Annotated in this window: 23 protein-coding genes; 12 read left to right on the forward strand and 11 right to left on the reverse strand. The window is 35.3% G+C overall.

The features are described 5' to 3' along the window. Positions 1-40 precede the first annotated feature (40 nt). The 3 genes from BST93_RS11210 to BST93_RS14210 form a co-directional block, all read right to left on the reverse strand. Complete coding sequence (locus BST93_RS11210; protein ID WP_105019228.1) at positions 41-2,809, reverse strand: helix-turn-helix and ligand-binding sensor domain-containing protein; 2,769 nt, start codon at positions 2,807-2,809, stop codon at positions 41-43. Positions 2,810-2,908: 99 nt separating this feature from the next. Next, positions 2,909-3,676: a 3'-5' exonuclease gene (locus tag BST93_RS11215; RefSeq protein WP_042280296.1), complete on the reverse strand. Its 768-nt coding sequence runs from the start codon at positions 3,674-3,676 to the stop codon at positions 2,909-2,911. A gap of 39 nt (positions 3,677-3,715) precedes the next feature. Continuing rightward, on the reverse strand, positions 3,716-3,865 hold the full coding sequence (locus BST93_RS14210; protein WP_167342180.1) for a hypothetical protein: 150 nt from the start codon (positions 3,863-3,865) through the stop codon (positions 3,716-3,718). Here BST93_RS14210 and BST93_RS11220 point away from each other — a divergent pair. After that, positions 3,864-4,250, forward strand: a complete 387-nt coding sequence (locus tag BST93_RS11220) for a hypothetical protein (RefSeq protein WP_105019229.1) — start codon at positions 3,864-3,866, stop codon at positions 4,248-4,250. The genes BST93_RS14210 and BST93_RS11220 overlap by 2 nt on opposite strands. Here the strand turns inward: BST93_RS11220 and trhA are convergent. The 3 genes from trhA to BST93_RS11235 all read right to left on the reverse strand — a co-directional run bounded on the left by trhA (position 4,245) and on the right by BST93_RS11235 (position 6,877). Continuing rightward, a complete protein-coding gene (gene trhA / locus BST93_RS11225) occupies positions 4,245-4,871 on the reverse strand; it encodes a PAQR family membrane homeostasis protein TrhA (RefSeq protein ID WP_105019230.1) in 627 nt (208 codons plus the stop codon). The two genes, BST93_RS11220 and trhA, sit on opposite strands and share 6 nt — an antisense overlap. Beyond that, a complete protein-coding gene (locus tag BST93_RS11230; RefSeq protein ID WP_105019231.1) occupies positions 4,871-5,821 on the reverse strand; it encodes an NAD(P)H-dependent flavin oxidoreductase in 951 nt (316 codons plus the stop codon). The genes trhA and BST93_RS11230 overlap by 1 nt, the downstream gene beginning before the upstream one ends. A gap of 123 nt (positions 5,822-5,944) precedes the next feature. Further along, positions 5,945-6,877: a peptidylprolyl isomerase gene (locus BST93_RS11235; protein WP_105019232.1), complete on the reverse strand. Its 933-nt coding sequence runs from the start codon at positions 6,875-6,877 to the stop codon at positions 5,945-5,947. A gap of 121 nt (positions 6,878-6,998) precedes the next feature. Here BST93_RS11235 and BST93_RS11240 point away from each other — a divergent pair, with 121 nt between their 5' ends. Then, positions 6,999-7,634, forward strand: a complete 636-nt coding sequence (locus BST93_RS11240) for a hypothetical protein (protein ID WP_105019233.1) — start codon at positions 6,999-7,001, stop codon at positions 7,632-7,634. 46 nt (positions 7,635-7,680) lie between these two features. On the opposite strand, the gene BST93_RS11245 is transcribed toward BST93_RS11240, so the two are convergent. Both BST93_RS11245 and recQ read right to left on the reverse strand, forming a co-directional pair. Then, complete coding sequence (locus tag BST93_RS11245) at positions 7,681-8,226, reverse strand: hypothetical protein (RefSeq protein WP_105019234.1); 546 nt, start codon at positions 8,224-8,226, stop codon at positions 7,681-7,683. Between the two features lie 192 nt (positions 8,227-8,418). Then, complete coding sequence (gene recQ, locus BST93_RS11250) at positions 8,419-10,611, reverse strand: DNA helicase RecQ (protein WP_060524644.1); 2,193 nt, start codon at positions 10,609-10,611, stop codon at positions 8,419-8,421. Positions 10,612-10,696: 85 nt separating this feature from the next. Between recQ and BST93_RS11255 the strand changes: the two genes are divergently transcribed. Genes BST93_RS11255 through BST93_RS11265 form a run of 3 tightly spaced genes read left to right on the forward strand, consistent with a single transcriptional unit; the run spans position 10,697 to position 12,849 of the window. Further along, the gene (locus BST93_RS11255) at positions 10,697-11,662 is read left to right on the forward strand and encodes a KpsF/GutQ family sugar-phosphate isomerase (protein ID WP_042280303.1); all 966 of its coding nucleotides are present in this window, start codon (positions 10,697-10,699) and stop codon (positions 11,660-11,662) included. A gap of 1 nt (position 11,663) precedes the next feature. Further along, positions 11,664-12,485: a twin-arginine translocase subunit TatC gene (gene tatC, locus BST93_RS11260; RefSeq protein ID WP_042280304.1), complete on the forward strand. Its 822-nt coding sequence runs from the start codon at positions 11,664-11,666 to the stop codon at positions 12,483-12,485. Between the two features lie 16 nt (positions 12,486-12,501). Then, a complete protein-coding gene (locus BST93_RS11265; protein WP_060524643.1) occupies positions 12,502-12,849 on the forward strand; it encodes a carboxymuconolactone decarboxylase family protein in 348 nt (115 codons plus the stop codon). Between the two features lie 54 nt (positions 12,850-12,903). On the opposite strand, the gene BST93_RS11270 is transcribed toward BST93_RS11265, so the two are convergent. The 3 genes from BST93_RS11270 to BST93_RS11280 all read right to left on the reverse strand — a co-directional run bounded on the left by BST93_RS11270 (position 12,904) and on the right by BST93_RS11280 (position 16,444). After that, positions 12,904-13,569, reverse strand: coding sequence for a hypothetical protein (locus BST93_RS11270; RefSeq protein WP_146105021.1), 666 nt, complete (start codon positions 13,567-13,569; stop codon positions 12,904-12,906). 155 nt (positions 13,570-13,724) lie between these two features. Beyond that, positions 13,725-15,530, reverse strand: a complete 1,806-nt coding sequence (gene typA, locus BST93_RS11275) for a translational GTPase TypA (protein WP_042280309.1) — start codon at positions 15,528-15,530, stop codon at positions 13,725-13,727. Between the two features lie 185 nt (positions 15,531-15,715). Next, positions 15,716-16,444: a bacteriorhodopsin-like gene (locus tag BST93_RS11280; RefSeq protein WP_042280311.1), complete on the reverse strand. Its 729-nt coding sequence runs from the start codon at positions 16,442-16,444 to the stop codon at positions 15,716-15,718. An 82-nt stretch (positions 16,445-16,526) separates the two neighbouring features. Between BST93_RS11280 and BST93_RS11285 the strand changes: the two genes are divergently transcribed. The 7 genes from BST93_RS11285 to BST93_RS11315 all read left to right on the forward strand — a co-directional run bounded on the left by BST93_RS11285 (position 16,527) and on the right by BST93_RS11315 (position 22,412). Then, on the forward strand, positions 16,527-17,408 hold the full coding sequence (locus tag BST93_RS11285; RefSeq protein WP_181072617.1) for a Brp/Blh family beta-carotene 15,15'-dioxygenase: 882 nt from the start codon (positions 16,527-16,529) through the stop codon (positions 17,406-17,408). Positions 17,409-17,540: 132 nt separating this feature from the next. Continuing rightward, positions 17,541-17,969, forward strand: a complete 429-nt coding sequence (locus BST93_RS11290) for an FKBP-type peptidyl-prolyl cis-trans isomerase (RefSeq protein ID WP_105019237.1) — start codon at positions 17,541-17,543, stop codon at positions 17,967-17,969. Positions 17,970-18,131: 162 nt separating this feature from the next. Further along, entirely contained in the window at positions 18,132-19,460 is a 1,329-nt protein-coding gene (gene ffh, locus BST93_RS11295; protein ID WP_042280317.1) for a signal recognition particle protein, read from the forward strand. Between the two features lie 353 nt (positions 19,461-19,813). Continuing rightward, entirely contained in the window at positions 19,814-20,701 is an 888-nt protein-coding gene (locus BST93_RS11300) for a bifunctional 5,10-methylenetetrahydrofolate dehydrogenase/5,10-methenyltetrahydrofolate cyclohydrolase (RefSeq protein ID WP_042280318.1), read from the forward strand. Positions 20,702-20,804: 103 nt separating this feature from the next. Next, positions 20,805-21,362, forward strand: coding sequence for a DUF2059 domain-containing protein (locus BST93_RS11305; protein ID WP_105019238.1), 558 nt, complete (start codon positions 20,805-20,807; stop codon positions 21,360-21,362). Further along, on the forward strand, positions 21,362-21,856 hold the full coding sequence (locus tag BST93_RS11310; RefSeq protein WP_105019239.1) for a YkgJ family cysteine cluster protein: 495 nt from the start codon (positions 21,362-21,364) through the stop codon (positions 21,854-21,856). The genes BST93_RS11305 and BST93_RS11310 overlap by 1 nt, the downstream gene beginning before the upstream one ends. Before the next feature lie 79 nt (positions 21,857-21,935). Then, positions 21,936-22,412 carry a redoxin family protein gene (locus BST93_RS11315; protein WP_105019240.1) on the forward strand — a complete coding sequence of 159 codons (477 nt, stop codon included), beginning with the start codon at positions 21,936-21,938 and terminating at the stop codon, positions 22,410-22,412. Positions 22,413-22,414: the final 2 nt, after the last annotated feature.

A 22,414-nucleotide genomic window follows, 5' to 3' on the forward strand; every position in this document is an offset into this window, starting at 1 on the left:
ATAGGTAATGTTGTATTAAAATTACAGCAGATAGTATAATTTAAATATCAACAATATAACCTGACAAACTGATATCGCGGTCCAATCCCAACTTTTTACGCAAACGATATCGTTTAATCTCAACACTACGAGGAGAAATATTGAGTAAAGGAGCAATCTCTTTAGAAGATAAATTCAACCTCAAATAGACACATAACCGTAGATCACCAGAGGTTAAATTAGGATGACGTTCTTTTATCTTTTTAAAGAAATCTTTATCAGCATTATTGAAGGCTTCCTCAAAGGTTATCCAATCTTGTTTACTGTTCAGGTTTTTATCTACCAGATTACGTAGTGATTTGGTTTCGGTTGCTTCAGGTAATTTAGACAACTGCGACTTAAGTTCATTAAGAGTTTCATTCTTTTTAATCATTGCCATAGTTGCCACAGCCAATTCTTTATTACGTAGTTCAATGTCGCCTCTAAGTTTTGAATTACGTAACTCAACAATTCGTTTTTCATTCTCAAGGTTTTTCAACTCGAGCTCTTGCTGTTGCTTTTGAAGGGCTGCATTCTTTTTTCGCTTAAAATACCAAATGTAAAATCCATTTAATAAGCCAACTAATACGATGGTTAAGAGTACATAAATTACAATAGCAGTATTTGACAAATAACCTGGTCGTTGAATAGTAAAATTAAAAGACGCAGTATCCTCAAGGACTGCTCCATTTATACGAGATTTAAGCTTAAAAGTATAATCTCCAAACGAAAGATTTTTAAGCTGTGTCGAGGCATTTGTTGACCAAGTAGACCATGATTCATCTTGTAATTTATAACTATATTCTACTTGATCTAAAATATTAAACGTAGGCACCGTATATCTAATGGATATCGTTCCTATATTATTATTGAAATCAACTCCATCAATTAAAGATCGGTATTTTTCTGAATTGTTATCCCTAGTAACCACCGAAGTAATTACTGGTTTATAATATTCATCTGAAGAATTTTCTGTATTCAAACTTAAATAACCGAAGCTTGTTCCTAGCAGATAATCATCATTCCCAATATGATGAATATTTTCATATCCTATTTTTTCTCTTCTAAAATTATATTGAAATGGAATTTCCTTTATAGAAAAGCTACCGTTTATATCCTCGGTATCTATTTGAAAAATATTATTTTGATTGAACATCCATAGCAATCCATTTTCTTCCACTAGCGATGCCGACGTGTAATTAACGTCTTCGACTATTTTACTGAGTTTAGCATTAGGCCTGAAATTAGAATCGGTTCGCTTTTTTACATGAACAGTTCCTCTTTTTGAGTATATAATATCTCCTTTGAAACTTATAATATCCGAACCAATTCCCTTTGGCAGGGTTTCAATTTTCTCAACTGATAATGCTGTGGTTAATGCGTCGTTTAAAGTTATCTTATAAACTCCTTTATATTCGTGATTAATAAAAACCGTATCGTCTGCATCAATTGCAATAGCTTTAGAACTGATCGAAAAGCCTTTAATTGGAGTTGACTCAAATCCAGACTCCTTACGTTCTAATAGATACAAACCTTTATAGCTACCAGATAAATACGTATTCTCCTTTATTTTTAAGGTCTTCCAAAAACCGGTTGAATTTGAAATTGGAGTTACTTTATCTTCTTCAACAACAAATAATCCAATATTATGATTACAGAATAATACACCATCAAGAAAGTCTAAACTCCAAACTTGCCCTTGTGTTCCTTGCACAAACTTGAAGTTATCATTCCCTTTTTTAATAAATAGACCTTGATTGGTACCTACGTATAAATTATCCTCTAATTTAAAAGCAGTATGAACCGTACCTAATACTCCTTTGTAATCGTTGAAAACAGAAACCCCTGAATTAGGTTGTATAGTACAAACGCCCTTGTCTAAACCTATCCATAGATGTTCTTTACTATCTTCAAATATGCTTAGACAGGTATTATTAAGCAAACCTAGTGCTTGATTTATTTGATAAAGTAATTCACCTTGCGGTGAAATAACCATCAATCCATTTGCTATAGTTCCCAAAGCTATACTACCATTTTTAAGAAGAATTGCATCATAAACAGCAAGTCCTTCATTTATAGCGATCGAAGTCTTATTTGTTATTTGACCATCTTCTAATTGAAGTATTTCACCTTGTGAGGTAATCGCCAGTAGCGTATTGTTTTGTGTAAACAATTGAACAAAACCTATTGTACCTATGGCAGTAGAAGGATATTTAAGAACTGATGCTCCATTCTCCAGTTGATACAAACCCTTATTAAGGACTTGAAAATAGTAGTTGTTTCCTGTTTTAAAAAACTTATGAATCACTTCATCACTTACAATAGGTTTTATTCCACCAGTTTCAATATTGTAAACATAGATATGTGATAAAGATTGAAAAAGAATTTGATTACCTGCAGATTGAATGCTCCAGAACTCCTCGTCTTCTCCTAATTCAATATTGCTTTTCTTGACAATAGAAGTGTATTCTAGCAGGCCTTTGTTATTCCTGCTCCAATATCCAAAATCTCTATAACAACCTGTAAAGATGAGATCATCACGCACGTGAACAGACCTCATAATACTTTCATTAGGTGTTTTATAAAGGTTCCAGTGTGAACCATTATATTCTAGTAACCCTTGATTGTTTGCGGTATAGATATAGCCTGACCTATCCTGGGTTATCATCCAATTTTGATTACCTGCTTGATAAGTAACAGGATCAAAGTTTTGTATAGGTGGAAGTTCTTGAGCCCCTAAGAAGTGACTTATAATTAGAATAAATAGTAAATACCTCTGTATAGTTTTCAAATTTGGAGCACTTTACCCAAATGTAATTAAAAAAACTATACAATTTCTTCTCAGTAAGCTGTTGATGATAATCCTCGTGAGGAATCAACATACAACATCTTATTTATTGAAACCTTGAAGTTTGATGGCAGTGAGAACTTTTTTAGTGTATAGCGGGAAGTCAGCATTTTGTATCCAACTGTAATATCCTGGTTCTTGATTAAGGACATCTACCACTTTTTTACCGCGGTGTTTACCAAAATTAAAGCACTCCTCACCTTCCTTATTGTATACTATCATTCCAGCAAAATCGACAGATTTACGTTGGGTTGAAAATTCTGATAAATACTTAATATTATTTTCTAACTCAGGATATTTATCCAATTGACCTTTAAGCACTTCATAGGTGGCTATGGTATCAGCTTCTGCGCTGTGTGCATCAGTCAAATCTTTATTACAATAAAATTTATATGCTGCCACTAGGGTACGTTGTTCCATTTTATGAAATATGTTTTGGACGTCCACGGCATGTCTTTTTCCCATATCAAAATCTACGCCTGCACGCAGCATTTCCTCTGCCAGCAATGGTATGTCAAAACGATTACTGTTATAACCAGCAAGATCACTGTCCTTAATGATATTGTTGATCTCGTGAGCTAGCTGCTCAAAGGTAGGTTCATCTTTTACCATATCGTCAGAAATACCATGAACAGCAGTGGTAGCAGGTGGAATGGGTATAGTTGGATTTACTCTATATGTATAGGTCTTTTCCTCGCCATCAGGAAATATTTTATGTATGGATATCTCTACAATTCTATCTTTAGAAATATTAACACCAGTAGTTTCAAGATCAAAAAAACAAATTGGCCTGTGCAGTTGTAATTGCATATAATTGTGATACGATTTTAAAATGAGGTAGGTTATTTATTACGCTTTCGCGAAAGCGTAACCATCAACTTTCAAGTAACTGGTAATTACACCATACCCTATTCCAATATGATTATTATTATTTTTACAAATATACCGGTTAACAATTTTTAGGCATGGTATATGCTTATTAAAAGTAAACAGATTCATGAAAGCATTATTAACAATTCTTACTCTCTTTTTTTTAGGTTCTCAACAAAATCCTCATGAAGGAATACTAATCACAATTAAAAAGGACCGTCGCAGCATTACCTACGTCGCAGAAAATATTACCGATAAGGATTTAGATTTGTTCTTTATGGTTAAAAGTGAAGGTTTTAGGCGTAGTGCAGACCGACCAATAATTAAAACCATTCCTGCAAAAGATAAGGTAGATCTAATTCAATTAATTCCTCTCAAAAATCGTAGAGACACCGTTCATAGTTATACCGCTATCGTTACAAAACCAGAAAATAATTTGAATATCACAAAAGGTGATAGTATTTCATTAAAGACCAATCGAGCTGCAGAAAAGGTGAAAAAGAAAACATTATAAGGTAAATACTAGTAAGTAGTGACTGAAGCTACCTGCCAAAACGAATAAATGCCAAATTACATGGTTAAAATATAGTTTGTTCCAAGCGTAGAAAACTATTCCTACTGTAAAAAAGACTCCGCCAGCTATTAAATACGTAAGTTGATCCTCAGAAAACTCTCTAGTAACCGTGTCAATATCTAGGACGACTAACCATCCCATTACCAAGTAAAGTAAGCTGGAAAAGGCTTCAAATTTTCCTGTAAAAAACAACTTCCATATGGTGCCGAACAAAGCGATAGACCAGACAGCAATAAGAATAGTAGGCCCATTGCTATCCCATAAAACCGATAGACAAATAGGCGTATAGGTTCCTGCTATGGACAAGTATATAGCAATATGATCAGCTTTACGCAATTTAAATTTCAGCTTACCAGGAATTACGTAATGATAGGCTGTGGATGCGGTGTATAAGAAAACTTGTGATACAAAATAAATTACTGTTCCCAGTTTTAAATTGAAATAATCAGTTTGATAATCTGAAAAAAGATAATAGATAGAAAAGGCTAGGAATAAAAGAATTCCTATCCCATGCGTTGCGACATTCCAATTTTCCTCTTGGGCGGTTTGAGCTCTTCCCACTAGAAATTGACTTTAGATAATTCTTGTTTTGCGGTATTGAACTCGTTTATCATATTTTCAACAACTTGTGCCGCTGGAATTATATCATCTATAAGTCCAGAAATTTGTCCGATTTCCAACTCACCTTCGTTCATATCTCCTTCAAACATTCCTTTTTTTGCCCTAGCTCTTCCTAATAATTGTTTAAGATCTTCAATACTTGGATTTGAAGTATATAACTCTTGAACATCTTGCCAAAATTTATTTCTTAATAAACGTACTGGGGCAAGCTCTTTTAAGGTGAGATGAGTGGCTCCTTCACCAGCATCAACAACTGCTTGTTTAAAAGACATATGGCTACTAGCTTCATGGGTGGCTACAAATCTACTTCCTACTTGTACACCATCGGCTCCTAAAGCCATAGCTGCAAGCATTCCTTGACCTGTGGCTATTCCACCTGCTGCCATAAGCGGGATATCAATTGCTTTGGCAACTTGTGGTATTAAAGTAAGCGTCGTACTTTCTTCTCTTCCATTATGTCCACCAGCTTCAAAACCTTCTGCAACTATAGCATCAACTCCAGCTTCCTGAGCTTTTAATGCGAATTTTACAGAGCTCACTACATGAACCACCTTTATACCAGCTTCCTTCAGAATAGGTGTATACGTTTTAGGATTTCCGGCGCTTGTAAAAACGATAGGCACTTTTTCTTCAATAATTATTTCGAGAATTTGATCCAAATCTGCATACAATAGTGGAATATTAACTCCATAAGGTTTATGAGTACTATTTTTAGTTTTTTGAATGTGTTCCTTAAGTACATGAGGATACATGGATCCTGCACCTAGTAAACCTAATCCACCTGCATTACTTACAGCACTTACCAATTTGTGACCACTTGCCCATATCATTCCACCTTGAATAATGGGATATTTAATATTAAATAATTCAGTAATTCTCCTAGGATTCATTATTGAGTATTAGTTTTTGTAAAAATAAGAATTGAAGTCTTTAACAGGATTATAAACTATAATAAAACACAAAAGCCAGGTAATTTATAACCTGGCTTATTTATAAAATCTGGAAGCTCTATTTTACTTTACGTCCATTAATTCAACGTCAAAAACAAGAACAGCATTTGGTGGGATTACTCCACCAGCTCCTGAAGCTCCATATCCTAAGTGAGAAGGAATAACTAATCTTGCTTTGTCTCCTACTTTTAATAGAGAGATTCCTTCATCCCAACCTGGAATTACTTGTCCCATCCCTAATGGAAAATCAATAGGCTGATTACGACTGTATGAAGAATCAAATACCTTTCCATTTGCAAGCATTCCTTTGTAATGTACACTTACAGTTTTACCTTTTTCTGCTTGTTTGCCTTCTCCATGGTTGATTATTTGATAACGCAATCCGCTTTCAGTTTTATTAAATCCAGCTGCGATCTCTTCTAATTCTTGTTCTGCTTGTTTTTTGGCTTGCTCTTCTCTTGCTCGAGCTGCTCCTTCAAATTGTCTAAAAGATTCTACTGCGTTAAACGCTTCGGCATTTTCACCTTGTCTTAAGATAGATACTTTTTTAATTTCATCTCCTTGTTCTATCGCATCAACTACATCTTGACCTTCCATCACCTTTCCAAATACAGTATGCTTGTCATCTAACCAAGCTGTTTCTACATGTGTAATGAAAAACTGAGAACCATTTGTTCCTGGACCAGCATTGGCCATACTAAGAATTCCAGGACCATCGTGACGTAATTCTGGATGGAACTCATCATCAAATTTATATCCTGGTCCACCAGCACCTGTTCCTTGTGGATCACCACCTTGAATCATAAAATCAGGAATTACTCGATGAAATTTTAATCCATCGTAGTAAGGTGTTCCTTGAGGCTTTGCCTGGTTCTCTAAATTACCTTCGGCTAGTGCCACAAAGTTTCCTACAGTTCCAGGAGTTTTGTCATAATGTAATTGCACCAAAATTTCTCCTTTGGTAGTATTAAATTTTGCGTATAATCCTTCTTGCATTTCTAAATTTTTATAGTTGCAAAGATACGTTGTTCAATTAAGTATTTCTTTGAGATTTCTACTTTGGAAAGATGAGTAATATTAAGTATTTTACATACCAAACTTTTAAACCAACCAAATTATGACAAGAGCAGAACAACTCGCCTTCTGTAATCAATGTGTAAATCGTAAAATGGATCTTGAAAAAGGTATGCTGTGTAGCTTTACTAATGAAAGGGCAAATTTTGATCCAGTTTGCGAGAAATATGAAAAGGACCCGACCTACATAAATCGTACTACACCAGTAGAAGCTGGATTACAAATCACTTCACAACAATTCGAAAAACTAAAAACAGAACAAAATTTACCTCTTGGAATAACAGCTGCATTGATCACAGGAATAGTTGGTTCTATTTTATGGGCTCTAATCACAAATTCAACTGGTTACCAAATAGGTTACATGGCTGTGGCAATAGGGTTTGCAGTAGGGTTTGCTAACCGTGTTGCTGGAAAAGGCGTTGAACAATATTTTGGAATTATTGGAGCTTCAATTGCATTATTGAGCTGCGTCGTTGGAAATTTTCTCAGTATTATAGGAATGATAGCAGATAGTGAAGGATTAGGTTACATGGAAACATTAAACCTATTTGACTGGTCATTATTTTTTCCAATAATGGCAGAAACCTTTAGTGTTATGGATATATTATTTTATGGCTTTGCGGCTTACGGAGGTTATAAATATTCTTTTAGGAATTTAGAACCAGAGGATTTAAAATAATCTAGATTGAAAATAAAACAGCCGCTCGTTGAGCGGCTGTTTGTTATTATTGAGACTTTCTTTCAAAGAAAACTCCATTATCGAATGCATCGTCATCATCTGGGAAGTGACCAAAATCTTGATTTGTACCGCTGTTTCTATATGGATTAACATATCCTCTAGCAGCAATTAACTTTCCACGACGGTTGTAGCGCACATCAAGTCCACCTACTCTACTTAACCAACCTCTTGTATAATCTACTCTTATGTTTCCTACTTTTCTTACACGTCCACGAGAATCATAGAAAATACGAGTATTTCCAATTTTAGTTACCTCACCGTATCGATTATATCTTATTAAGTTATTTCTTGTAGCGACTCTTCTTCCTCTTATTCTGCGATCGCTACTACGGATACCTGCGTCAAATGATAATCTACCTGTAGGAGATATTGCATAATCCACTCCTCGATGATTAAAAATAACTGCTTGTGAATTACGTATTCTATGGTTATGATTTTCAAAATCATGACTGTCACTCTTATTGATTTCAAAAGCTGAGGCATAGTTCAAAGACATTAAACCTAGTGCCATAAATAGTAATACTTTTTTCATGATTTTTATGTTTTAATGATGCCTACTCTATAATGATTTTCGGCTTCCTCTATTAATTGGATTTCAAAAGCCGTGCCAGTTAGGTTTTAACTATCCAAACGAAATTATAACGAACTGATTAATAGATAAATAAAAAAGCTTTAAACAGATTTGTTTAAAGCTTTTATACACAATAATTTATGTTTTATAACCCTAATTGGCTACTTCACTTATAAATTTTAATCGATATAATCTCAATTCTTCCTCTTCATAGTCACCGTCAAATTCATCCATAGCCACATCAATCTTATCACTTTCTGATTCTAGGAAATAATCGTGAAGTTCTTCTTGTTGATCTTCATCAAGCATTTCATCAATCCAATATTGAATATTTAATTTTGTACCACTATATACGATACTTTCAAGTTCACCTATAAGCTCATTCATCTCCATTCCCTTTGCACTAGCCATATCATCAAAGCTTAATTTACGGTCAATGCTAGTGATGAAGTAAAGTTTATTTCCAGATTTTGAACCTGTACTTTTAATTACAAGGTCATCTGGTCTTGTAATATCGTTATCTTCAACATATTTTGATATCAAATCAATAAAAGGCGTACCGTATTTACGAGCCTTACCTTCACCTACACCATGAATATTTGCGAGCTCTTCCAGAGAAACTGGATATTTTGTAGCCATGTCATCAATGGAAGGATCTTGAAAAACAACATACGGTGGTACGTTCTTTTGTGCCGCTACCTTTTTACGTAAATCTTTTAGAAATTTGACAAGTTGAGTATCAACAGCACCGCCTTTTCCAGATCCAATTACCTTATCATCACTTTCACTATAACTATGATCATCGGTCATCATAAAACTTGATCCAGAAAGTAAAAATTCTTTACCTTCTTTCTTCATTTTTAAGGTACCATAGGATTCAATATCCTTACGTATATATCCTGCAACCATTATTTGACGTACCAGCGCCATCCAGTAGTTTTTATCTTTATCCTTACCACTACCAAAAAAATCATGTTGATCCAATTTATGACTGCTTATCATGGCATTAGTTTTACCCTTGATAATATTGACTATGTCTTTGGCCTTGTATCTTTCACCAGCATCAGAAATTACTTTGAGTAATTTTTTTACATCCTCAACGGCTTCTTTTTTAGGTTTAGGGTTTTTCATGTTATCGTCCATGTCACCGCCTTCACCTGTTTGTGGATCAAACTGCTCTCCAAAATAATGAAGAATAAACTGTCTGCGGCTCATGCTAGTTTCTGCATAGCTTACCATTTCTTGAAGTAATGCATGACCGATTTCTTGTTCAGCAATCGGTTTTCCCGACATGAATTTTTCTAACTTCTCAATATCTTTATAAGAGTAGTAGGCAAGGCAGTGTCCTTCACCACCATCTCTTCCTGCACGACCAGTTTCTTGATAGTAAGATTCTATACTCTTTGGTATATCGTGATGAATTACAAAACGTACATCAGGTTTATCGATTCCCATCCCAAATGCAATTGTCGCGACTACTACATCAACGTCTTCCATTAGGAACATGTCTTGGTGATTTGCTCTTGTTTTTGCGTCGAGCCCTGCATGATAAGGAACTGCTTTTATACCATTAACTTGCAGTACTTGGGCAAGCTCTTCCACTCTTTTACGGGATAAACAATAAACGATACCAGACTTACCGTCATTTTGTTTAATAAATCTAGTAATATCTGCATCTACTTGAGCTGTTTTAGGACGTACTTCATAGAATAAGTTTGGTCTATTAAAACTTGCCTTAAAAGTGGTAGCATCTGTTATTTGGAGGTTTTTTAAAATATCCTCTTGCACCTTTGGAGTTGCTGTTGCCGTAAGACCAATAATTGGAATGTTAGCTCCTATTCTATCAATGATTTTACGCAGGTTGCGGTATTCAGGTCTAAAATCATGACCCCATTCACTTATACAGTGCGCTTCATCTACCGCAAGAAAAGATATTTTTTGCTCCTTGAGAAATTCTACATATTCCTCTTTGGTCAGTGACTCTGGTGCTACATACAACAATTTACATTCACCACTAGTAATATCATTCATTACACGTTGAACATCTGTTTTTGATAGTGAACTATTGAGTACATGCGCTACTCCATCACTATCAGAAACTCCACGTATTGCATCAACCTGATTTTTCATTAAAGCTATCAAGGGTGATACCACGATTGCAGTACCATCTTGCATAAGTGCAGGTAACTGATAACATAATGATTTACCACCACCGGTAGGCATAATGACAAAGACATCATTACCATTAAGTAGGGTCTTGATTACATCTTTTTGTAATCCACGGAATTTATCAAATCCAAAATATTTCTTGAGGCTTTCTTCTAGAGAGACTTGTGTTTCTGCCATCCGGCGCTTGTGTTTTTGTTATCTTTGTAAGCTAAATTTACGACTAAATTAGAATATTTCAAATTACTATTAAATCTTATCACTCTTGGATTTAGAAAATAAAGCTCTTGAAGCTGCAAAAAGAACAGTAAGCATTGAGGCACAAGCTGTTAATAATTTAATAAATAGTATTGATTCCGCTTTCGCGAAAGCGGTATTATCCATACATAATTCAAACGGTAGGGTCATCATTACTGGAATAGGTAAAAGCGCTATAATCGCGCAAAAAATGGTAGCTACCATGAACAGTACTGGGACACCAGCTATTTTCATGCATGCCGCTGATGCTATACACGGTGACCTAGGAATTATACAGAAAAATGATGTTGTTGTGTGCCTATCAAAAAGTGGTAACACTCCAGAAATAAAAGTACTTGTTCCACTAATAAAGGATTTTGGCAACCTCTTGATAGCAATTACTAGTCATAAAGATTCCTTTTTAGGTAAGGAAGCAGACTTTATACTACATGCTCCTATTGAGGAAGAGGCTTGTCCCAACGGCCTTGCTCCTACTACCAGTACAACTGCTCAACTAGTTATAGGTGATGCTCTTGCGGTAAGTCTGCTAGAATTAAAAGGGTTTAGTGATAAGGATTTTGCAAAATATCATCCAGGTGGCGCTTTAGGTAAAAAACTTTATTTAAGGGTTGATGATCTTGTTTCTCAAAATAAAAAGCCAGAAGTATCTGCAACCACTAGTTTACGTGAAGTGATCATTAATATTTCAGAAAACATGCTAGGGATGACGGTTGTGACTAGTGAGTCCAAGGCTATAGGTGTTATTACTGATGGAGATTTAAGAAGAATGCTCACTAGTGGTCGTAATATAGACGATTTACAAGCTCACGATATAATGAGCGATCACCCTAAAACTATCGATACAGATGCGATGGCAGTTGAGGCTCGAGAAACTATGGAGGAATACAACATTTCTCAACTAGTAGCTACCAATAACGGTGAGTACGCAGGTGTTGTTCATATTCATGATTTAATAAGAGAAGGTATCTTATAACATGGCTAGAAAAAAAGTAGACCCTAACAACATGTCATTTCTTGATCACGTAGAGGAATTGCGATGGGCAATTATACGATCTATAGGTGGCGTGCTCTTAATGGCAATTGTTGCCTTCATTTTTAAAGATGTAGTAATCGACGGTGTTCTTCTGGGACCTAGTAAAAATGATTTTATCAGTTACCAGAAATTTTGTGAGTTTGCTAAATGGCTAGGATTTGAAAGTGAATTTTGTGATCCTAATTTAAATTTTGCTACTCAAACTAGAAAAATGCCTGATTTATTCAGTGCTCACATTTGGACTTCGATTACGGTAGGATTTATAACCGCTTTTCCATGGATTTTATGGCAGTTTTGGAATTTTATCTCTCCAGGGCTTAAACCAAATGAACGTAAATATTCTAAAGGGTTTATCATCGCAAGCTCATTACTGTTCTTTACTGGTGCATTGTTCGGTTATTATTTGATCGCTCCGTTATCAGTGCATTTTCTAGCTACCTATGAATTATCAGAACTTATTAAGTTTGAACCTGATTTAAATAGTTATATAGGTTTAGTAAGAGCCTGTGTTCTTTCCTGCGGAATCATGTTTGAACTACCTATAATTGTGTACTTTTTAACCAAAGTAGGATTGTGTACACCACAAGCTATGCGCAAATACCGCAAGTTTGCACTAGTAATTGTCCTAATCGTTGCTGCTGTGATAACACCACCTGATATTCAAAGTCAGATAATAGTTGCTATACCTGTGTTAATTTTATACGAGTTAAGTGTTTTCATATCTATGTTTGTACTTTATAGACAACGTAAAAAAGTAGCCTAATAAGGCATTTAATTTTATGAGTAATATTGTAGAAGAATTCAATAGTTATCGTGCCAAAATGAACGATGCTATTCTTGAAGATAACAATAAAGTTATCAAACGTATTTTTAATCTAGACACAAACGCTTTTACTGAAGGTGCTTTGGACAAGAAGACTAAAGAACTTTTAGGTCTAGTAGCAAGTACTGTTTTAAGATGTGACGACTGCGTGCGCTATCATTTACAAGCTAGTAAAGAAGCTGGTCTTAAAAAAGAAGAAGTTGTTGAGGCTTTGTCAATCGCAACCTTAGTAGGCGGTACCATAGTCATTCCACACTTAAGACGTGCCTATGAGTATTGGGATGCTCTAGAACAAGAAAACTAAAAAACAATAACGTTTTTATTTAAAGGTCTGTGATGGTTCACAGGCCTTTTTTTATTAAGATTTAATGAGCCAATCTTCATTTTGAACTGTAGAAAACCCAACAATACCATAATCTATATCATACCATATTTTATTCACATTAATCGCAATATTGGTATGTGAATCAACATATTCTAATGTTGTACCTGAGTTGATTTCAACTACACGATAAAACGTTCTCTCACCAATGGTCATCACTTGTTCGGGTTGGTCAAAAAAACCATTAAGCACTACTCCATCAGTAAATTGCGTTGCATTATTATTATAGTAGCTGAATAGTAATTTCACATTAAAGTTGCCAAATCTTGAGAAATCTGCAACGTAAGCCAGAGTAGTTTCAAAACTAGTTCTAGGATCTTCTATCGTGAAATGAATGGTTGAATATTCTGTTTGATATCTAGGTATTGAATACCAGCCAGTAGTTCCTCCTCGCTGACTAATTCCTTTATTTACTCTTTGCACACAAGCTTGTAGTTCTAATTCATCATCATTTACAAATGATATGCAATCACCTACATCGTAAACATTTTTTACAATGAGGTCCTTTTGTTCTTCATCAAACTGGTACACTGGTCCATAAAGTCTAACATCTTTAATTTCACTTTCCTCTTCTATTTCTTCACAAGAAGCAGCAAGTATCATGGTAAAGCACAGCGACAATAGAAATTTGACGTAATTCATAATAAATGATTTTCAACCAATTTAGTTGAATTATAGACTTTTATATGATGTATTCTACAAATTGTTCGAAATCAAACTTGTAAAAATTACAAATGATCATAAAAAAAAGGTCTGTGATTGCTCACAGACCTTTTGTAATTATTTAAACGAAGTTTTTAACCTAATTCTTTCGCTCTTCTTTTACGTTCATTCTCATCAAGGAAAATCTTACGTAGTCTAATGAAGTTAGGTGTTACCTCTACATACTCATCTTTTTGTATGTATTCCAGTGCTTCTTCTAAAGTGAATTTAATCGGCGGAGCGATTTTCACCTTATCATCCGCACCTGCACTACGCACGTTAGATAATTTTTTAGTCTTTGTAAGGTTAACGACAAGATCATCTGCTCTTGAATTTTCACCTACCACTTGACCTGTATAAATCTCTTCACCAGGCGCTATAAAAAACTTACCGCGATCTTGAAGTTTATCTAATGAATAAGGGATAGCTGTACCTTTTTCCATCGAGATTAATGATCCATTGATACGACCTGGAATTTCTCCTTTAAATGGTTCAAATGCTATAAAACGGTGATTCATAATCGCCTCACCAGCTGTCGCAGTAATTAACTGATTTCTTAATCCTATGATACCTCTAGATGGAATTTTAAATTCAATAACCATACGATCACCTTTAGGAGTCATACTAGTCATTTCACCTTTTCTCATAGTAACCATTTCAACAGCTTTACCACTTACGTTTTCTGGTAAGTCAATGGTAAGTTCTTCTACCGGTTCACATTTAACACCATCTATCTCTTTAATGATAACCTGTGGCTGCCCGATTTGTAGCTCATATCCTTCTCTTCTCATAGTCTCTATAAGAACCGACAAGTGTAACACACCACGACCAAAAACCATAAACTTATCAGCGCTATCTGTATCTTGCACTTGTAGAGCAAGATTCTTCTCAAGCTCCTTGGTTAAACGGTCTTTAATGTGCCTAGAAGTTACAAATTTTCCATCCTTACCAAAGAATGGTGAGTCGTTAATAGTAAACAACATACTCATTGTAGGCTCATCAATCGCTATAGTTTCCATAGCTTCAGGGTTTTCATAATCGGCAATAGAATCTCCAATCTCAAAACCTTCTAAACCTACAACAGCACAAATATCTCCTGCTTGAACTTCGGCTACTTTGGCACGGCCCATTCCATCAAATACGTTAAGCTCCTTGATTTTAGACTTCATCTGGCTACCATCACGTTTACACAAGGTTACTTGCTGCCCTTCTTTAAGAGTACCTCTAGAAACTCTACCTATCGCAATACGACCTGTATAACTAGAGTAGTCTAATGAAGTAATAAGCATTTGAGTAGTACCTTCACTCACTTTAGGAGCAGGTATGTGCTCAATTACCATATCTAGTAACGGCTCGATAGAATCTGTTTGATCTTGCCAATCGTCACTCATCCAATTATTTTTGGCACTACCGTATACCGTTGGGAAGTCCATTTGCCATTCTTCGGCACCTAATTCAAACATCAAGTCAAATACAGCCTCGTGAACTTCGTCTGGTGTACAGTTTTCTTTATCTACTTTGTTTACAACTACACATGGTTTAAGTCCCATGTCAATTGCTTTTTGAAGAACAAAACGAGTTTGCGGCATTGGACCTTCAAAAGCGTCAACTAGTAACAAAACCCCATCGGCCATGTTAAGAACACGTTCTACCTCACCACCAAAATCGGCGTGACCAGGAGTATCGATAATATTAATTTTAGTTCCTTTATAGGTAACCGAAACGTTTTTTGCAAGAATGGTAATACCACGCTCACGTTCTAGGTCATTATTATCTAAGATTAATTCTCCAGTAGATTCATTCTCACGAAAAATCTCACAATGGTGTAAAATCTTGTCTACCAGGGTAGTTTTACCGTGGTCAACGTGTGCGATAATCGCGATATTTCTGATGTCTTTCATTATAGTACCTTAATTTCAGGCTGCAAAAGTACTCTTATTTATTGGTTTTTAGGCTTTTTATTTTTATTGCAGTGTTAATTTGTACTCGCTTTCGCGAAAGCGTAATCCCAAAAACATCATCCACAAAAAAAGACCTGTGGCACAACAGGTCTTTTAAAAGGGGAAAACGAAAGTAAATCTAGTGACTAAGCATTTTTACTTTGAACTTGTACAGCTAGATTGTAGATAACTAACCCAAACCCAATTTTGTTAATAGCGTCACCTATGTTGTACACAACATCAAGGTCCAATCCTCCAAAAATCGATTCGTACCAACCTGGAGTTCCTGCCATATAACCTATCGGGTAAATGGCCCATCCCACTAGTACAAACCAGCATAAGGTTTTATGAGCGCTCAAAACGTAGCCACCTGCTTGTTGTGCGAGTTTTTTTGCCTCGCCAAACCAAATGATTGCAACAATCCAGAAGTAAGCTAATCCTGAAACTAATCCCCATAACCAGGCATTGTCCCTATCAACTGCTTCGCCAAAGTATCCTGTTACAAGCATTACAACTGAAAGTAAAATGAGTTTCCACATTAAAGATTTCTTTGCACCAGCGACCTTAAGAATTAAATAAAATTCAACACACATTAAAGGTACCGTAAGTACCCAATCCACATATCTAAAAAATACTGGTGACTCTGCAAAAGAAGACCAATAATCTCTCATATACCAATAGTGAACCGCAGCAATGAAAGTGATCAATCCTGAAACTAAAATAGAGACACGCCATTTTCTATCAAAAGAATTCATGGAAAGAAAAAAGAAGGCGCTGGCAGCCATCATAGCCATACAGCCTACAAAAAACGAAAACCCTACATAATCATTGGGAGCGATTTTTGAAACTTCGGTAAGTAATAATAAAGTATTCATAATAAAATGTTTTTGTTGAACTAAAATTACAAAACTTTAAACATATTTGTTTAACTTTATAATGTTAATTTTAAACAAAAAAATGTCTTACCTAGGTTTATACCGTATCATTTTAATACTAAGTTTCCTTTGTTTATGGGTGTCAACGCGTATTTCGGAAGATTGGGAAAATGGATTAGGATTGGTATTAATTTTATCAATTGGAGTCATACATGGCGCTAATGATGTGCGAATTCACCTTAACAAAAGTGAACGTTCTACTAAAAGGATACTTTCATTCATATTGAAATATTTAGTTGTGGTGTTTCTAGGAACTGTAGGATTTTTTCTTTTACCACAAATTACCCTTGGACTTTTTATACTGGTAAGTGGATATCATTTTGGACAAGAACATTTTGAAAAATACCAATTACCTGCTTCCTGGAAAAACAATCTATTTGTAGCGGCTTATGGATTATTAATCCTATTGATGCTATTCAAAATTAATTCCAGTCAAAGTCTAAATGTTATCAATGAAATAGTTTCCATGAATATAACTGAACAGCAACTGTACTATGCCCTTCTTGCTACATGCGTTATCCTCGTTGCTACTGGAGCCTATCAACTACGAGGTCTTCCTTTAAAGACAATTGCTAAGGAATTATTATATCTCGCTGTCATCTTTATTATTTTTAATACAAGTAGTCTATTATGGGGATTTGCCATCTATTTTGTTTTATGGCACAGTATACCTTCTATGTACACTCAAATCACTTTTTTATATGGCGACTCAAATCGGTCACATGTTTGGAGTTATATTAAATACAGTTCACTGTATTGGATCGCTTCATTAATATTTTTAGGTGTTTTGTATTTTTTTCTTCAAGAAAGAACTCAATTCTTGCTGTCTATTATAGTTGCATTCTTAGGAGGAATAACATTTCCTCACGTATTCGTTATGGATAAAATGATCAAAAAAGCATAAAACCGATTCACGATTTAACGTTTAACACATTAAGAACGTTAAGTCTTTCTTAAAGCAAAGAGAAATCTAAATATAATTCGTCTAGCGGTATTTAGATTGATACTTTTGAAGCCTAATAACAAGACAATTACAATGAGTCAAGTAAAAGAAAACGATACTGTACAAGTACATTACACAGGAAAATTAACCGACGGACAAATATTTGATAGTAGCCTAGAGCGTGATCCTTTAGAGGTAACTTTAGGACAAGGTCAATTAATTCCTGGTTTTGAGCATGGTCTTATCGATATGAAGGTGAACGAGAAAAAAACTATTACGATAAACAAGGAAGATGCTTATGGTGAAATACACGATCAACTTTTCCAAAAAGTGGATAGAGCAAACTTACCTCAAGAAATTGAACCACAAGTAGGTATGGGATTAGTATCTCAAAATCCTGATGGTACTGAACGTCAACTACGTGTGAGTGAAGTGCATGATGATCACATTGTGGTAGATGCCAATCATCCACTAGCTGGTAAGGATTTGGTTTTTGACCTTGAACTAGTGGCAATTAAGTAAATTTTTTACAATCCTATAAAAACAGCCTTGTAACCTATTGGTACAAGGCTGTTTGCTTTTTACGCAGGCAAGAAACATTTTCTTATGTTGAACCTAGCTAATTCACTTGAAACACGTTACTAGAAATGTTACCTTTGCATTCCTTAAAAATGAGGTATACCTATGTTTGATAATTTATCCGATAAGTTAGATAAAGCCATGCACGTCCTTAAAGGGCATGGTAGTATTACTGAAGTTAACGTAGCTGACACGCTTAAAGAAATAAGACGTGCCCTAGTAGATGCCGATGTAAACTTTAAAATTGCCAAGGAGTTTACTAAAAAGGCTAAAGATAAAGCGATTGGACAAGGAGTTCTTACCTCATTAAAGCCTGGTCAATTACTTACAAAAATTGTACGAGATGAGCTAGCAGAATTAATGGGTGGTGAAGTAACCGGTGTTAATCTGTCGGGTAATCCATCTGTTATTTTAATGTCTGGTCTACAAGGTAGTGGTAAAACTACATTCTCTGGTAAACTGGCTAACTTCTTAAAAACAAAAAAAAGCAAAAAACCTTTATTAGTTGCCTGTGATATTTATAGACCTGCAGCTATTGACCAGTTACATGTAGTAGGTGAATCAATAGGTGTTGAGGTTTATTCTAATCGTGACGAAAAAGATCCAGTTAAGATTTCTCAAGCTGCAATAGCTCATGCAAAACAAAACGGCTTTAACGTTGTTATTATAGATACCGCTGGTCGTCTAGCAGTAGATGAGCAAATGATGAATGAAATTGCTCAAGTACACGCTGCTGTTCAACCACAAGAGACTCTTTTTGTAGTAGACTCGATGACAGGTCAGGATGCTGTGAATACAGCTAAAGCATTTAATGATCGTTTAAATTTTGATGGAGTTGTTCTTACTAAACTAGATGGTGATACTCGTGGTGGTGCTGCTTTGTCTATTAAATCAGTTGTTGACAAACCTATTAAATTCATAGGTACAGGTGAAAAAATGGAAGCCATTGATGTTTTCTATCCATCACGTATGGCAGATCGTATCCTAGGAATGGGAGACGTTGTTTCACTTGTAGAAAGAGCTCAAGAACAATTTGACGAGGAACAAGCTCGTAAACTGAATAAAAAGATTGCTAAAAATCAGTTCGGTTTTGATGACTTCCTAAGTCAGATCCAGCAGATCAAAAAAATGGGTAACATTAAAGATCTTATGGGAATGATACCTGGTGCTGGAAAAATGCTTAAAAATGTAGATATCGACGACGATGCTTTTAAAGGTATTGAAGCTATCATACATTCTATGACACCTGAAGAACGTACTAAACCACAAATTATCAATGGTAGCCGTAAAAAACGTATTGCAAAAGGTAGTGGTAGTACGGTTAAAGATGTAAATCAACTGCTCAAACAATTTGACCAAATGAGCAAGATGATGAAAATGATGCAAGGCGGTAAAGGAAAAGCAATGATGAATGCATTGGGTAAAATGAGATAAAAATATCTCCTACCCTATTTTAAAAGAGCTTTTCGTCTTTATTGATCTACATAAATTGAATTCTCTCATATCGAGTGAACTTCGCTATTGCTACAGCTTTTAAAGTTATTGTAATACAATAATTGGTTTGGACTCCAGTTTTACCCGTGAATAACATAAAATCATGAGCATTAAGTTATTCTTACCTGCGGTTTGATTGGTAATTGATTTTATCATACGTATTAAAACAAATGATTTATCACTCCGTCTTTAATAAAACGTTTTCGTTAACAACTAGTGAAAACCTATTACTTCAAAACTTTTAAAAATCAATCAAATTCTTCAATTTTACAGTCGATTAATTAAAAAGCATCATGATCCTACTAGACGGTAAAAAGACCAGTAATGATATCAAGAATGAAATCACAGCTGCAGTACAAGAAATGAAAGATAAAGGTGAAAAAGTACCTCATCTTGCAGCAATAATTGTAGGTAATGATGGCGCAAGTCTTACCTACGTAGGCAGTAAAGTAAGAGCGTGTGAGCGTGTAGGTTTCGAGAGCACGTTGATTAAAATGCCTAATACTACCAGTGAAACCGAATTGCTTAAAGAGATTAAAAAATTAAATCAAAATCCTGAAATTGATGGGTTCATTGTTCAGCTTCCTTTACCTAAACAAATTGACACCCAAAAAGTTCTAATGGCTGTAGATCCAGACAAAGATGTCGATGGATTTCATCCAACCAATTTTGGAAGAATGGCACTAGATATGAGTACATTTATCCCTGCTACTCCTTTTGGTATTCTCGAATTATTAGAACGATACAACATTGAAACTAAAGGTAAACATACTGTAGTAATAGGTCGATCGCATATTGTAGGTAGACCTATGAGCATTCTTATGGGAAGAAAAGGTTTCCCAGGAAACTCAACCGTAACACTTACTCACAGTCAAACTAAGAATATTACTCAAATTACTTCACAAGCTGATATTATCATTTCAGCGCTTGGAGTTCCCGGTTTTCTCAAAGCCGAAATGGTTAAAGATGATGCAGTAATTATCGATGTGGGAATTACTCGTGTTCCTGATGAAAGTGCTGCAAAAGGTTATTACATCACTGGTGATGTTGATTTTGAGAATGTATCCAAAAAGGTAAGTGCAATAACACCTGTTCCAGGTGGTGTAGGTCCTATGACCATAGCAATGCTACTTAAAAATACGTTATTAGCTCGTGAACGTCATCGTGTAATGAGCAATTAATCCTTAAAAACTGTCCGTTTATCGGGCAGTTTTTTTTGTAACTTACATTTGGATTGATCGGTAAATATTTTAGTAAACTTGTACCATAAATAATTTTGATATCATGAAAAAAGCTTTTGTAATCGCTCTAGTAGTCTTTGGTTCCGCTTTCGCGAAAGCGCAATCACCATCCTACCAAGCTCTCGTAATGGAATATTTTGAAGTAGGTGGAATTGATGAAGAATATAATCAAGCTTATGATATGATGCTCAATCAAATTAAGGATGCTTTTCAATCACAATCGGTTCCTGAAAGTTTCTGGAAAAAACATCAAAACAACAAGAAGGAAAGTGTAGCCCAATTTAAGGGAATACTAGCGGCAGAGTATCGTAGTATTATCACAGAAAAATATGACCTAGAGCAACTGATTAAATTTTATAAATCCGAAGCGGGAATTCAATTGCGTGAAAATCCAGCTGCCATGACTGAGGAACAAAAGGCAGCCTATGCCAAATATCTAGAAAGCAGTACTGCGCAAAAAATTAACGAGATACAAGGTGATCTATCGGCTGCAAAACAAAGGACAAGCATGTACTGGTCTAGAAATTTGTTTTGCAGTATCATAAGTGAGTTAAAGGAACTGGGATATAACTCTGGAATGCCTACCGGGAATTGCAATTAATGGACGATTATTTAAAAAAATTACCCCAACTTGCCTCTCAAAAAAAGACTGAAAACACTCAGTATTTTAAAAAATTACGCAAAAAAAAGCCCAAAAACCTAGATTATATAGTTCAAGAAACTCACGATGAGGTTTTTGAGGAAGTGGACTGCCTAACTTGTGCAAATTGTTGTAAAACAACTGGTCCTCTATTTACCGACAACGACATAGCGCGCATCGCTAAGCACTTTAGGATGAAGCCATCCGATTTTATTGATGATTACTTGCGTATAGACGAGGATAAAGACTATGTGCTTAAACAGGTGCCTTGCCATTTTCTAGGGGCAGATAATTATTGTTCTATTTATGAGGTAAGGCCCAAAGCTTGTAGAGAATATCCGCACACCGATAGGCGCAAAATTTATCAAATAGGAACTTTGACGGTAAAAAACACAGCCATTTGTCCTGCAGCGTTTAAGGTGGTAGAGAAAATGAAGAGTAAACTGCCCTTATAATTTTAAAGTTTCCTTAATTCCATATCAAACAATCGTTAATCACACATCACATGTGAAACTACCTGTCTAATATTGCATTATGAAGTGGACACTTTACTTATTCATTTTATTAGGATTACTCTCCTGCAAAGAGGATAAACCCATAAGCACAACCCAAGTCATTCAAAGAGAAGGCTTTATTAATATCATCAATGAGCCTAGTGAAAAGATTCAGGTTATAAATTTTTGGGCAACCTGGTGCGCGCCTTGTGTAGAGGAGCTACCCTATTTTGAGAAAGTAAACACTAAATATGATGATGTAGATGTAGTTCTTATATCCTTAGACGATGTAGAAAAGGTAACTTCAACGGTAAATCCATTTCTTAAAGAAGAAGAAATTAAAAGTGCCGTTTACCTACTAGATGATCCCTATGCCGCAGAGTGGATACCCACGGTAGACGATCATTGGGATGGTGCCATACCAGTAACCCTTATAAAAAAAGGAAAAGAAAAATATTTTATAAACAAAGCAGTGACCTACGACCAGTTGGAAGAAGCCATTGCACAATTTAGATAGGT

Source organism: Nonlabens tegetincola, assembly GCF_002954355.1.
Taxonomy (GTDB): domain Bacteria; phylum Bacteroidota; class Bacteroidia; order Flavobacteriales; family Flavobacteriaceae; genus Nonlabens; species Nonlabens tegetincola.

Bases quoted from the DNA above. Each gene is read 5' to 3' on its own strand.
- BST93_RS11215 (WP_042280296.1), bottom strand. From the start codon at position 3,676: ATGCAATTACAACTGCACAGGCCAATTTGTTTTTTTGATCTTGAAACT.
- BST93_RS11220 (WP_105019229.1), top strand. From the start codon at position 3,864: ATGAAAGCATTATTAACAATTCTTACTCTCTTTTTTTTAGGTTCTCAA.
- BST93_RS14210 (WP_167342180.1), bottom strand. From the start codon at position 3,865: ATGAATCTGTTTACTTTTAATAAGCATATACCATGCCTAAAAATTGTT.
- BST93_RS11230 (WP_105019231.1), bottom strand. From the start codon at position 5,821: ATGAATCCTAGGAGAATTACTGAATTATTTAATATTAAATATCCCATT.
- BST93_RS11235 (WP_105019232.1), bottom strand. From the start codon at position 6,877: ATGCAAGAAGGATTATACGCAAAATTTAATACTACCAAAGGAGAAATT.
- BST93_RS11240 (WP_105019233.1), top strand. From the start codon at position 6,999: ATGACAAGAGCAGAACAACTCGCCTTCTGTAATCAATGTGTAAATCGT.
- BST93_RS11245 (WP_105019234.1), bottom strand. From the start codon at position 8,226: ATGAAAAAAGTATTACTATTTATGGCACTAGGTTTAATGTCTTTGAAC.
- recQ (WP_060524644.1), bottom strand. From the start codon at position 10,611: ATGGCAGAAACACAAGTCTCTCTAGAAGAAAGCCTCAAGAAATATTTT.
- tatC (WP_042280304.1), top strand. From the start codon at position 11,664: ATGGCTAGAAAAAAAGTAGACCCTAACAACATGTCATTTCTTGATCAC.
- BST93_RS11265 (WP_060524643.1), top strand. From the start codon at position 12,502: ATGAGTAATATTGTAGAAGAATTCAATAGTTATCGTGCCAAAATGAAC.
- BST93_RS11270 (WP_146105021.1), bottom strand. From the start codon at position 13,569: ATGAATTACGTCAAATTTCTATTGTCGCTGTGCTTTACCATGATACTT.
- typA (WP_042280309.1), bottom strand. From the start codon at position 15,530: ATGAAAGACATCAGAAATATCGCGATTATCGCACACGTTGACCACGGT.
- BST93_RS11280 (WP_042280311.1), bottom strand. From the start codon at position 16,444: ATGAATACTTTATTATTACTTACCGAAGTTTCAAAAATCGCTCCCAAT.
- BST93_RS11285 (WP_181072617.1), top strand. From the start codon at position 16,527: ATGTCTTACCTAGGTTTATACCGTATCATTTTAATACTAAGTTTCCTT.
- BST93_RS11290 (WP_105019237.1), top strand. From the start codon at position 17,541: ATGAGTCAAGTAAAAGAAAACGATACTGTACAAGTACATTACACAGGA.
- ffh (WP_042280317.1), top strand. From the start codon at position 18,132: ATGTTTGATAATTTATCCGATAAGTTAGATAAAGCCATGCACGTCCTT.
- BST93_RS11300 (WP_042280318.1), top strand. From the start codon at position 19,814: ATGATCCTACTAGACGGTAAAAAGACCAGTAATGATATCAAGAATGAA.
- BST93_RS11305 (WP_105019238.1), top strand. From the start codon at position 20,805: ATGAAAAAAGCTTTTGTAATCGCTCTAGTAGTCTTTGGTTCCGCTTTC.
- BST93_RS11310 (WP_105019239.1), top strand. From the start codon at position 21,362: ATGGACGATTATTTAAAAAAATTACCCCAACTTGCCTCTCAAAAAAAG.
- BST93_RS11315 (WP_105019240.1), top strand. From the start codon at position 21,936: ATGAAGTGGACACTTTACTTATTCATTTTATTAGGATTACTCTCCTGC.